9 protein-coding genes are annotated in these 12,460 nt (G+C 66.7%); 7 read left to right on the top strand and 2 right to left on the bottom strand.

All coding sequences use genetic code 11. From position 1 onward, the window contains the following. The first annotated feature begins 8 nt into the window (after window positions 1-8). The 7 genes from HV766_RS04835 (at window position 9) to HV766_RS04865 (ending at window position 9,529) form a co-directional block, all read left to right on the top strand. A complete protein-coding gene (locus tag HV766_RS04835; RefSeq protein WP_175180675.1) occupies window positions 9-1,811 on the top strand; it encodes an ABC transporter ATP-binding protein in 1,803 nt (600 codons plus the stop codon). Beyond that, complete coding sequence (locus tag HV766_RS04840; RefSeq protein WP_175180676.1) at window positions 1,805-3,559, top strand: ABC transporter ATP-binding protein; 1,755 nt, start codon at window positions 1,805-1,807, stop codon at window positions 3,557-3,559. Before HV766_RS04835 ends, HV766_RS04840 begins: the two co-directional genes overlap by 7 nt. Beyond that, complete coding sequence (locus tag HV766_RS04845) at window positions 3,559-4,500, top strand: ABC transporter permease (protein ID WP_054451809.1); 942 nt, start codon at window positions 3,559-3,561, stop codon at window positions 4,498-4,500. Before HV766_RS04840 ends, HV766_RS04845 begins: the two co-directional genes overlap by 1 nt. Further along, window positions 4,497-5,447, top strand: coding sequence for an iron chelate uptake ABC transporter family permease subunit (locus HV766_RS04850; protein WP_175180677.1), 951 nt, complete (start codon window positions 4,497-4,499; stop codon window positions 5,445-5,447). Before HV766_RS04845 ends, HV766_RS04850 begins: the two co-directional genes overlap by 4 nt. Further along, window positions 5,444-6,220 carry an iron ABC transporter ATP-binding protein gene (locus HV766_RS04855; protein ID WP_175180678.1) on the top strand — a complete coding sequence of 259 codons (777 nt, stop codon included), beginning with the start codon at window positions 5,444-5,446 and terminating at the stop codon, window positions 6,218-6,220. Before HV766_RS04850 ends, HV766_RS04855 begins: the two co-directional genes overlap by 4 nt. Continuing rightward, window positions 6,217-7,221, top strand: coding sequence for a siderophore ABC transporter substrate-binding protein (locus HV766_RS04860; protein WP_175180679.1), 1,005 nt, complete (start codon window positions 6,217-6,219; stop codon window positions 7,219-7,221). Before HV766_RS04855 ends, HV766_RS04860 begins: the two co-directional genes overlap by 4 nt. 100 nt (window positions 7,222-7,321) lie before the next feature. Then, window positions 7,322-9,529 carry a TonB-dependent receptor gene (locus HV766_RS04865; RefSeq protein WP_175180680.1) on the top strand — a complete coding sequence of 736 codons (2,208 nt, stop codon included), beginning with the start codon at window positions 7,322-7,324 and terminating at the stop codon, window positions 9,527-9,529. Window positions 9,530-9,566: 37 nt separating this feature from the next. Here HV766_RS04865 and HV766_RS04870 read toward each other — a convergent pair whose 3' ends face one another. Beyond that, window positions 9,567-11,084, bottom strand: coding sequence for a thymidine phosphorylase family protein (locus HV766_RS04870; RefSeq protein WP_054451799.1), 1,518 nt, complete (start codon window positions 11,082-11,084; stop codon window positions 9,567-9,569). Next, on the bottom strand, window positions 11,081-12,439 hold the full coding sequence (locus HV766_RS04875) for an MBL fold metallo-hydrolase RNA specificity domain-containing protein (protein ID WP_054452288.1): 1,359 nt from the start codon (window positions 12,437-12,439) through the stop codon (window positions 11,081-11,083). The genes HV766_RS04870 and HV766_RS04875 overlap by 4 nt, the downstream gene beginning before the upstream one ends. Window positions 12,440-12,460: the final 21 nt, after the last annotated feature.

Here is a 12,460-nt window from a genome sequence, read left to right on the forward strand (position 1 = left end):
TCGATTTCATGAGCAGTTCAGGAGCAGCCGCGGCCAAGCCTGGGAAACCCGGTCCGCTAGGCTTGGTGCTGGCCCCCGTACGCGGGCAATTGATGGCCGCCGCAGCGCTGGCCGCGGTGGGCACCATGCTTACCCTGGTGCCGCTGGCGGGGATCGCGCACATTGCCCGTATCGTCCTCGCTGGCGCCGAGCCTTCCGCGACCGCTCAAGCCTGGCCAGGAATCTGGTGGACTGTCGTCGCCAGCCTGGCGTGCATGTTCGCCGGCATGGCGCTGATCTCGGCCGGCGAACTGACGGCTCATCTGGCCGATAACCGCCTTACGCATCGACTGCGCCTGGCCGCCGCGCAGCGGCTGTCGCAGGTGCCGCTGGGCTGGTTCACCGGCAGGGCGTCGGGCGAGGTCAAGCAGGCGATGCAGGACGACATCGGCACGCTGCACAGCCTGGCCGCGCATTTCTACACGGCGGTGGGGCGCGCCGCGGGCGCTATTGCGATTTCGGTCATCTACCTGTTCGCGCAGGACTGGCGCATGGCGTTGGCGGCGTTGCTGCCGTTCCCCGGCTTCTTCCTGTTTCTGCGCCGGGCCATGAAGGCCGGCGGGGCGAACATGCAGGAATTCGTCGAGCGGCTTGGGCGCCTCAATGGCGCAACGGTCGAGTTCGTCGGCGGCATCCCCGTGGTCAAGGCATTCGGCGATGCAGGCAAGGCGCATCGCGGCTATCGCGAGGCCGTCGACGCCTTCGCCGAGGCGTTTGCCAGTTTTACCCGTCCGCTGGTGGCGGCGATGGCGCATGCCCATGCAATGGTCGCGCCGGTCACGGTGCTGGGCGTGGTGCTGGGTTTTGGCGCCTTGTTCGTCGGGCTGGACTGGATGGCGCCGGTGGATGTGCTGCCGTTCGCGCTGGTGGCGCCGGGAATATGCGCGCCGGTGCTGTTGCTGCATACGCTGCTGCACGATCTGGGCAGCGCCGCGGGCGCCGCGCAGCGCGTGCAGGCGCTGCTGGAGACGCCGGTGCTGGAACCGCTGGCGCCCGGCCAGGAACAAATCCCCGAGGGCCATGAAGTCCGGTTCGAGAGCGTGGGTTATTCCTATGGCGGGGAGCGCCGGACCCTGTCGGGCATCAGCTTCACGCTGGAACCCGGCACGGTCACCGCCATCGTCGGGCCCTCGGGCGCGGGCAAGTCCACGCTGGCGCGGCTGCTGCTGCGATTCTTCGACCCCGACGAAGGGCGCATCACGCTGGGCGGCGCCGATCTCAGGCGGATCGCGAGCGCGCAGCTCTACCGGCGCGTGGGCTTCGTATTGCAGGAAGTGCGCCTGATCCATGCCAGCGTGCGCGACAACATCGCGCTGGGCCGGCCCTCCGCGACCCTGCAAGAGATCCAGGACGCCGCCCGCACCGCCAATATCCATGAGCGCATCCTGGCGCTGCCGCGCGGCTACGATTCGGTGATCGGCGAGGACGCGCAGCTTTCCGGCGGCGAACTCCAGCGCGCCAGCATTGCGCGCGCCGTGCTGCTGGATCCTCCCGTGCTGGTGCTGGACGAGGCCACGGCGGCGGCCGACGCCGGCAACGAGGCGGCGGTCCAGGGCGCGTTGTCGCGCTTCGCCCGGGGGCGCACGGTGATGGTGATCGCGCACCGGCTGGATACGGTGATGCACGCCGACCGCATTCTGGTCGTCGAGGACGGCGCCGTCGTCGAACAAGGCCGGCATGAGCAGTTGCTGGCGCAAGGCGGCAGTTATGCCCGGCTGTGGGCGCAGGGCGGCTACGAAAGCTCCGATGACAAAGAGGTGGCCGCATGCTGAAGACCTTCATGCTGTTGCTGGGCCAGGACGCGCCTGTCTTGCGCCGCTACGGCTGGATGGCCGTGGCCTACGGAGTGCTTTGCGGGCTGACTATTACCGCGCTGGCGCCGCTGCTCACGCATCTGCTTGAAGCGGACGTGAAGGCTGCCGCCCCGTGGCTGGCCGCGCTGCTGGCCGGGGTAGCGGTCTGCTGGGGCCTGCGGCGCCATGTGGAGCGGGCCGGCGTGCGCGTGGGCGTCGCCATCCTGCAAGACGCCCGCCATCGCCTCGGCGACCATGTGGCCAGCCTGCCCGTGGGTTGGTTCACGCCGCAGAATACGGCTCGTCTCGGGCACGTCGTCACGCAAGGCATGATGTCTGTGGCCCAGCTCCCCGCGCATGTCTTCACGCCCCTCATCGCCGGCGTGGTGACGCCAGCGGTGCTCGTCGTCGCACTGTTTGCGCAGCACTGGCTGTTGGGCCTGATCGCATTGGCGGCGCTGCCGTTGCTGGCAGGCTTGCTGGTGCTCACGGCAAGACTGGCGCGGCGCGCGGATGAGGCTTTCCAGCAGCGCTTTGCCGATGCCAGCCAGCGCATGGTCGAATTCGCCCAGGCCCAGTCGGTGCTGCGCGCGTTCAACGGAGCTGGCGGAGGCACGCGACTGCTCGAACAGGCAGTGGAACAACAGCGCGCGTCCGGGGCGCGGGTGATCTGGCTGTCGGCCGGGGCGGCCGTTCTCAACGTCTGGGCCGTGCAGGCCGTCTTTGCCGTCCTGCTGGCCGCCTCAGCCTGGTGGCTCGACGGCATCCTGGGCAACCCGCTGGCAACCGGACAGATCGTGGCCGCGATCGTCGCGCTGATGCTTGCGGTCCGCTATATCGATGCGTTGCTGGAGGTGGTCGGCTATGGGGAGGTGCTGCGCGGCGCGCGCGGGCAACTCGACGCCATCGAAGCGCTGTATGCCGTCCCGCCGCTGCCGGAGTCCGATGCGCCGCAGGAACCGCGCGATGCTTCGATCGAATTGCGCAATGTGCATTTCCGCTACGCGGATCACGCGCCCGAGGTGCTGCAAGGTGTGAATCTGCGTATCGAACCGGGCAGCATGGTTGCCCTGGTTGGCGCGTCCGGCTCCGGCAAGACCACGCTGGCGCGGCTGATTGCGCGTTTCTTCGACGTGAACCAGGGCGGCGTGCTGGTCGGTGGCGTGGACGTGCGGCAGATTTCCAGCTTGAGGCTGGCCGGCCAGATCAGCCAGGTCTTCCAGGACAACTATCTGTTCACGGGATCCATCGCCGAAAACATCCGCGCCGGCAGGCCGGGCTGCAGCGATGCCGAGTTGATGGATGTCGCCAAACAGGCCGGCGTGGACGGCATCGCCGCGCGCCTGCCGCAAGGGCTGGACACACCGGTAGGCGAGGGCGGCGCGCGGCTGTCCGGCGGCGAACGCCAACGCATCGCCGTCGCCCGCGCGCTGCTCAACCCTGCGCCCATCATGCTGGTGGACGAGGCGACCGCGGCGCTGGACGCGGAGAACCAGGCCATCATCACCGGGACGCTGGCGCGGCTGCGCGGGAAGCGCACGCTGGTGGTGATCGCGCACCAGCTTTCCACCGTGGCGATGGCCGACCAGATCGTGGTGATCGAGGACGGACGGATCGCCGAGCAAGGCACGCCCGCAGCTTTGCGTGAGAGCCAGGGGCGGTACGCGCAGTTCCTGGATCAGCGCAAGGCTGCCCGCGGCTGGCGCATTGCAGGGGCGCACGCCTGATGCGTGCCAGCCTGGTCGGCCTGTTCATCGTGCTTTGCGGCGCGTCGCTGCTGGTGGGCGCGCGCCAGATCGCCTGGCCGCAGCTGTACTCGCTGTCGGGCGATGCCTGGCTCACCTTGACCGCAAGCCGGCTGCCGCGCCTGGCGGCGCTGGTGCTGACGGGCATCGGGCTGGCCGTCTGCGGCGTGATCCTGCAGCACATCGTGCGCAACAAGTTCGTCGAACCCGCCACGTCGGGCGGGCTGGATGCCGCCAAGCTGGGCATCCTGGTGTCGATGCTGTCGATGCCTGCCGCCGGGCCGGCGGCGCGGATGCTGTTCGCGCTGGGCTTCTGCTTCGCGGCCAGCCTGCTCTTCGTCGCAGTCGTCCGCCGCATCAAGTTCAAGAATACGGTGCTCGTGCCCGTGATCGGCCTGATGTATGGCGGCGTGCTGAGCGCCCTGGCGGAGTTCTACGCGTATCGCAACAACATCATGCAGAGCATGCAGGGCTGGATGTTGGGCGACTTTTCCAAGATCGTGCAGGGCAACTACGAGATCATCTACCTGATCCTGCCGATCGTCGTGTTGACCTATCTGTACGCGCACCGCTTCACCGTCCTGGGCATGGGCGAAGGCATGGCGGCGAGCCTGGGCCTGAACTATCGGGCCACCGTGGCGCTGGGGCTGATCCTGGTGGCCGTCACCGTGTCCGCCACGGTCATTACCGTTGGGGCTATTCCCTTTGTGGGGCTGGTCATCCCCAACCTGGTCGCGCTGCGCTACGGCGACAACCTGGGTCGCACCTTGCCCGTCGTCGCGCTGGGAGGCGCGACGCTGCTGCTGGCCTGCGACATCCTGGGCCGCCTTCTGATCTATCCGTTCGAAGTGCCTATCGGACTGACCGCGGGCGGCGTGGGCGGCATCCTGTTCCTTATGCTGATCTTCTGGAGGCACCGGTGACGCGCGCGGTTCCCCGGCAGGCGGCATGGGTGACGGTCATCGCATTGGCCCTGGCTTTCCTGCTGTTCCGTTCCAACCTGGACTTCGACTACATCATTCCCAAGCGGCTTGCCCGGCTTGCGGCCATGCTCATCGGCGGGATCTGCATCGCGTGGTCTTCCATCGTGTTCCAGACCATCACCGGCAACCGGATCCTGACGCCGGCCATCATGGGCTACGAAGCCGTCTACCTGTTGCTGCAATCCCTGATGGTCCTGGCCATGGGGGCGCAGAGCCTGGTCCTGCTGGGCGCAAACGGCAACTTCTTCCTGTCCGTGCTGCTGATGCTGGGCTATTCGTGGATCATCCACCGCTGGCTGTTCCGCGATGGCAGGCAGAACGTGTACTTCCTGCTGCTGGTGGGGCTGGTGCTGACGATGGTGATCGGCACCTTCACGCAATTCGTGCAATTGAAGACCAGTCCTGGCGAATTCTCCATTCTGCTCGGCTTCACCCAGGCTTCCTTCAACAAGGCGGAGCCGGGCCAGTTGCTGGTTTCCGCGATCGTCGTCGCGGGCGTGTGCCTGGCTGGAGTCAAGACGTTGCCGGCGCTGGACGTGATCTCGCTGGGACGCGATCAGGCCATCTCCCTGGGCGTGGATTATCAGCGCGTCTTGCGGCTGCATCTGGCGCTGATTGCGGTGCTGGTCGCGGTGTCGACCAGTCTGCTGGGACCCACCGCCTTCATGGGCATCTTCGTCGCCAACACCGCCTATGCCCTGACGCGCACGCGCCGGCACCGCGCCACGCTGTCGGCCGGTTGCGCTATCGCGGTCGGCATTTTCATCCTGGCGCAGCTTGCGGTCGAACATCTCTTCAACTACCGGACCAGCGTCGGCATCCTGGTCAACCTGGTTTGCGGCGCCTGGTTCCTGGCGCTGATGGCGCGCTCGCGAGGCACCGCATGATCACGATCAAGAATCTCTCGAAGAGCTATGGCCCGAAGACGGTGCTGCGCGATGTCTGCTTGCAGTTCCCCGCCGGGCGGATGACCTCGCTCATCGGCCCCAACGGCGCGGGCAAGACCACCTTGCTGATGATGGCAGGGCGGCTGCTGGAACCGAGCGAGGGCGAGATCCTGATCGAGGGCGCCAGGGCATCGGGTATCCGTATCGGCGATTACGCCAAGCGCGTGGCCACGTTGCGTCAATCGCCCGATTTCAATCTGCGCCTGACGGTGGAGGATCTCGTCGCCTTCGGGCGGTTCCCATATAGCCGCGGCGCGTTGACGCAGGAAGACCACCGCGTGATCGACGAGGCGATTGCGTTCCTCTCGCTGGAACCGCTACGCGCGGCCTATCTCGACGAACTCAGCGGCGGGCAGCGCCAGATGGCGTTCCTGGCCATGACGATCGCCCAGCAGACGGACTGCCTGCTGCTGGATGAACCGCTCAACAACCTCGACATCAAGCATGCGGTCCAGATCATGCGCGCGTTGCGCCGCCTGTGCGACGAGCACGGCCGCACCGTGATCCTGGTGGTGCACGACATCAACTTTGCGGCCAGCTATTCCGACCACATCGTTGCAATGAAGGCCGGGGCGGTGCATTGCGCCGGCAGCGTGCCCGAAGTCGTGACCGAGGACCGGTTGCGGGAACTTTATGGGCTGGACTTCGAGATCACGCAAGGCGCACGCGGACGCCTGTGCAACTACTTCAATCCATCAGGAGAACTGAAATGATCCTCAAGCACGGGCGCAGGGCATGGGCGCTTGCCCTGCTGGCCGCCACGACGGCCGTGATGCAGGGCTGCGGGCAGGAGGCGGCGGAATCGTCCAAGGCGGCGCGGCCGGCCGCCACCAGCCCCGCGGCGCAAGGGGCATACCAACCCGTCTCTGTGCAGCACAAGCTGGGAACCACGGTGATCGGCAAGCTGCCGCAGCGCGTGGTCGCGCTGGACATGAACGAGGTGGATTTCCTGGATCAGCTGGACGTTCCGGTCGCCGGCATGCCGAAGGACTTCGTGCCTCACTTTCTGGAGAAGTACAAGAACGCCGCGGATGTGCAGGACACGGGCGCGATCGTCCAGCCCAATCTGGAACGGGTGCACGCGGCCAAGCCTGACCTGATCCTGATCACCTCGCTGCAGGCGAACCACTACAAGGAGCTGAGCGAGATCGCGCCGACGATCCACTTCGACGTGGACTACCGCGACAGCGAAGCCAATCACATCGAGATCATCAAGGATCACCTCATCACGCTGGGACGGATCTTCGAGAAGGAAAGCCTGGCACGCGACAAGGCCGCCGCGCTGGACGCCAAGGTTCAGGAGGCGAAGCGCCTCATCCAGGACCGCCCCGAAAGAGCGCTCATCGTGCTGCACAACAACGGCGCCTTCAGTTCCTTCGGCGTCCAGTCGCGCTACGGCTTCATCTTCAGGGCCCTGGGCGTGAAGCCTGCGAGTCCCGACGCGGAGGCCGGCCTGCATGGCCAGCCGATATCCAGCGAATTCATCCAGCAGGCCAACCCCGACATCATCTACGTGGTGGATCGCACTGCCGTGATGGAGCGCCGGCCAACGCTGAACGCCGAGAGCTTGAGCAATCCGCTCTTGCGCCAGACCGCCGCCTGGCAGAACGGCCGCGTGGTCTTCGCCGATGCGCAAGCCTGGTACGTCATGGCTGCCAGCGCACAGTCGCTGGCGCTCATGATCGACGACGTTCTCAAGGCCTATCAGAACTGATGCAGTCCGGGGATCGGGGGAAATTGCCGGTCCATATGTAAATGATTCCCAGTCGCCTTATTTTGCAGGCGGCCCCAAGCTCAACCGAACGGAGCACTTCATGAGCAAACGTCGCCATAACGGCCGCGCCGCACGCCTGCCATCGCGGGTGCGGTACGCGCATTCTGGCTTTTCCCTCAACCATCTCGCCGCGGCGCTGCTCGGACTGAGCGTCGGCGCGGCATCGCCGGCGTGGGCCCAGCAGGCGGCCGAGGCAGGAGTGAAAACACTGCCGGCAGTGACTGTCACGGGGCAGGCCGAAGCGCCCGCCGCGCCCTATGCCGGCGGACAGGTGACCTACGGCGGCCGCGTGGGCTTTCTAGGCGACAAGGATTCGATGGAGACGCCATTTTCCGTCATCAGCTACACGGAAAAGTACATCGAGGACTTGCAGGCGCAGGACATCACCGACGTAATCGCCCGGACCGATCCTTCGGTGTTCAGCAACGGCGTGACCGGCGCCTGGAGCGAAAACTACTCGATCCGCGGCTTCAGCTCCAGCACTACCGATATTTCGTTTGGCGGACTGTTCGGCATGGCGCCGTACTACCGGACCACGCCGGAAATGTTCGAGCGCATCGAAGTCCTGAAAGGTCCGTCCGCCTTGCTCAACGGCATGCCGCCAGGCGGTTCCGTCGGCGGTACCGTCAACCTGGTGCCCAAGCGCGCGGGCGCCGATCCCCTGACGCGCCTGACGGCGACCTACATGTCGGACTCGCAGTTCGGCGGGCACATAGACCTGGGACGGCGCTTCGGCGAGAACCAGCAGTTCGGCCTGCGCTTCAATGGTGTGTATAGGGACGGCGACGGCCCGGTCGACAACCAGAAGAAAAAGGCGCAGCTGGCCGCGCTGGGCCTGGATTGGCGCGGCGAACGCGCGCGCGTTTCCATCGACATGTATGACAGCGATGAGCGTGTGGACGGCGTGACCCGAGGGATCAATCTGGCGCCTGGCATAGGCGTGCCCAAGCCGCCCAAGCCTGAAACCCTGTTGAATCCGGACTGGGCCTATGTGAAGAACCAGGACAAGGCAGCCATGATCCGCGGCGAATTCGATGTCAGCGATAACCTGATGGCCTACGCCGCCATCGGCACCAGCCGGTCCGAATACACCTACAACGGCGCCATGGTGGCGCAGGTGTTCAATGAGGCGGGGGACTATCGCACCTCGATGGGCCAATTGAACATGAACGTGAAAAAGACGTCCGGAGAAGCCGGTTTGCGCGGCAAATTGCAGACCGGCGGCATCAAGCACCAGTGGGTGTTGAATGCCACGTACTACTCGGACAACCAACGGGACTACGGCCGCAGAACGGTGCCGGGGGCGGACTGGGTCACCAACATCTACCACCCTGTGTGGGGGCCGGCCCCCGATACCAGTTGGCCGCCGATCCTGCACAGCAAGACGCGCCTGGTGAGCTACGGCCTGGCGGATACCTTGTCCTTCGCAGACGACCGGGTGCAGCTGACGCTGGGCGCGCGGCGGCAGGAAGTGCGCACCGACAGCTACAGCGTCACGACCGGGGCGCGGACCAGCCGCTATGACGCCAGCGCCACGACGCCCGCCGCCGCGCTGCTGATCAGGGCGACCGACAACGTTTCGGTATACGCCAACTACATCGAAGGCTTGAGCAAGGGCCAGACCGCGCCGGTCACCGCCGCCAACGCGGGACAGGTGTTCCCGCCTTACAAGACCAAGCAGACGGAAGTCGGCGTCAAGGTCGATCTGGGGGATTTCACCCATACCGTGAGCCTGTTCGAGATAAAGCGGCCCAGCAGCTATACGGACCCCGTCACCAACGTCTTCTCGTTCGGCGGCGAACAGCGCAACCAGGGCGTGGAGTGGGGCTTTTTCGGCGAACCGATGCGTGGTGTGCGCCTGATGGGCGGTGTGGCGTACATCGACCCCAAGGTCACGAAGACCGCCATCGCCGCCAACGAGGGCAAGCAGGCGACTGGTGTTCCCAAGCTCCAGGGCAAGCTGGGCGTGGAATGGGATGTGCCGGCGGTGCAGGGACTGACGTTGACGGCCAATGCAACCGCCGTGTCCAAACAGTACATCAGCGCCGACAATTCGCTATCGGTGGCGGGACGCACCACCTACGACGTAGGCGCGCGCTACGCCACCAAGGTGGCTGAGCGCCCGATCGTGCTGCGAGCCGCCATCAACAATCTGACGAACAAGGCCTATTGGGGCATGCCGCAGTTGTCGAGCCTGGCGCTGGGCGCGCCGCGCACCTTCATGCTGTCCGCCTCGATGGAATTCTAGGCGGGCGGCCGAACGGCGGCCGGCGCTGCCGCCCGCTTCAGGCTTCGATGGTCACGATATCCCCGGCGTGCCGCGCATACTCCAGCGCATAGGCCATTTCGCTGCGGGTCTGCGCATGGAGATAGAGCCAGGGCTGCCCGCGCGCGACTTCATCGCCCAACCGCGCGTGCAGCGACACGCCGGCTGCAGGCCGTTCCGGCGCGCCGGCCAGCTTGGCCAGGCGCGACAGCTTGCGGTTGTCGATATGGGTCACGCGGCCGGCTTGCAACGCGACCAGAGGTTCGACGTGCGCGGCCTGCGGCGGTTCGCGCAGGCCGCCCTGGGCGGCGCAGATGCGGGCGAACTTCTCCCAGGCCTGGCCGCTGTCCAGGGTCCGTAGCGCCAGCGCAATGCCTTGCCCGGGCGGCGCCGCGCCGCCGATTTCGAGCACGGCGCCCGCGACCAGAGCGGCGCGTTCGCGCAGGTCCTGCGGCTGATCGGCGTCGTTGCGCAGCACGGCCAGCACGTCGCGGGCTTCCAGCGCGGGGCCGATGCCGCGGCCGACGGGCTGGCTGCCGTCGGTATACAGGCAGCGCAGGGTCAGGCCGAAATGCGCGGCGGTTTCTATCAGGTGGCCGGCAAGACGTTCCGCAGCCTCGCGGCTGCGGACCTTGGCGGTGGGCCCGACGGGGATGTCGATCACCACATGCGTCGCCCCGGCGGCAATCTTCTTGGATAGCACCGAGGCGATCAGCTGGCCCTCGGTGTCGATGTCCAGTTCGCGTTCCACCCGCACGAAGATGTCGTCGGCCGGGCTCAGGTGCATGGCGCCGCCCCAGGCGATGCAGCCGCCCTCGGCCTGGACCACCCGTTGCAGCTGCTCGATGCCCAGGTCCACCGGCGCCAGCATTTCCATGGTGTCGGCCGTGCCCGCCGGCGAAGTGATCGCGCGCGACGAGGTCTTGGGCATGACCAAGCCGTTGGCCGCGGCGATGGCGACCACCAGCGGGGTGGTGCGGTTGCCGGGCAGGCCTCCCACGCAATGCTTGTCCACCACGATCGGCGCCTGCCAGCTCAGGCGGTCGCCGACTTCGACCATGGCTTTGGTCAGGAAGATGGTCTCGTCGACGCTCAGCGGCAGCGTGGCCGTGGCGGTGAGAAAGGCCGACAGGTGCACGTCGGTGTAGCGGCCGCGCACCACGTCGCGGACAATGGCGGCAAGATCCTCTTCGCCCAGGCGGCGGCCATAGATGCGCTGGCGCACGCCGGCCAGGGACTCCAGCACCGGCGGGTGGCGGACCTGCACGCTGTCGCCGTCGCGTATGTCCAGCGCGTCCCAGGCTTCCTCGGACAGCGCCACCTCGTCGAGCGCGAGCAGGTCGCTGTCGATCTGGTAGAGCTGGGCCTGTACTTCGTGGCCGTTCGAGGTGATCAGCACTTGCGAACGCGACGCCAGGCCTTCGGAACGGCAGACGTGGCAGTCCGCGCGCATCAGCGCTATCGGCTGATGCTGCGCGTGCAGGCGCATGCGCGTGGCGCGCAGCGCGGGCGGCTTCAGTTCCGGCACGCTGCTCACAGCTCGTACCTCTGGTCCTGCAGCGGGACGGTGACATGCCAGCTGAGTTCGCGCTCGATGCGTTCGCGCAGCGCTTCGGAGGCCTCGGGTTCGCCATGGACGATGAAGACCCGGCGTGGCGCTTCCTGGAAGCCGGACAGCCAGCGCATCAGTTCGTCGCTGTCGGCATGCGCCGACAGCATGGGCAGTTCGGCGATCTCGGCATTGATGGGCGTCCACTGGCCGTAGATCTTGGTTTCAGTCGCGCCATTGAGCAGCTTGCGGCCGCGCGTGCCGGCGGCCTGGAAGCCGGAGAAAAGCAGGGTATTGCGATGGTCGCTGCCGAAGGCGGCGATATGGTGCAGCACCCGGCCGCCGGTGGCCATGCCGCTGGCCGAGATGATGACCTTGGGATAGCGGTTGGCCGACAGCGCCTTGGATTCTTCGACGTCGCGCACATAGGTCACGGCCGAGCAGGCGGCCTCGTATTCGCGCGGGGAGAGCTTGTGCTCGCCGGCATGGCGGTCCAGCAGTTCGGTGGCGCTGGTGGCCATGGGGCTGTCCAGGTAGACCGGGATGTTCTGCAGCCGGCCGGCCTGGCGCAGCTTCCACAGCGCATGGATCAGGGTCTGCGCCCGCCCGACGGCGAAGGCTGGAATGACGACCGTGCCGCCGCGCTGCACGGTGCGTTCGATCACGGCGCCCAGGGCTTCGACGGGATCGGCCGGGTCGTGACGCCGATTGCCGTAGGTGGACTCGATGACGATGTAGTCGGCCCGTGGCACGGGCTCGGGATCGTGCATCACCGGATCGTTGTAGCGGCCCAGGTCGCCCGAGAACACCACGCGCATGCCGCCGATATCGATCTGCGCGGTCGTTGCGCCCAGGATGTGGCCGGCGCGGCGCAAGGTCAGCTTCGCGCCGCCGGGCAAGGCGGTTTCCTGGTGCAGCGCTACATCGGAAAAATGCGTCAGCGCGCGTTCGGCGTCGACCACGCGATAGAGCGGCAGCGCGGGTTTGTGCTTGGAAAAGCCCTTGCGGTTGGCGAAGTCGGCGTCCTTTTCCTGCAGATTGGCGCTGTCCAGCAGGATCAGCTCGGCGACGTCGCGGGTTGCGGGCGTGGCGTGGATCTTGCCTTTGAAGCCTTCGGCCACCAGCCGCGGCAGATAGCCGCAATGATCCAGATGCGCGTGCGTAAGCACCACCGCATCGATGTCGGCGGGCGACAGCGGCAGCCGCTGCCAATTGAGTTCGCGCAGGTTCTTCAGGCCCTGGAACAGGCCGCAGTCGATCAGCAGGTGCGTGTCGGCGTGGCTCAGGAGGTGCTTGGAGCCGGTAACGGTGCCGGCTCCACCCAGGCAGGTCAGTGTGAGCATGGTTTCCTTGTGCAGCATCAG

This window comes from Achromobacter aegrifaciens, assembly GCF_902859735.1.
GTDB classification, from domain to species: domain Bacteria; phylum Pseudomonadota; class Gammaproteobacteria; order Burkholderiales; family Burkholderiaceae_B; genus Achromobacter; species Achromobacter aegrifaciens.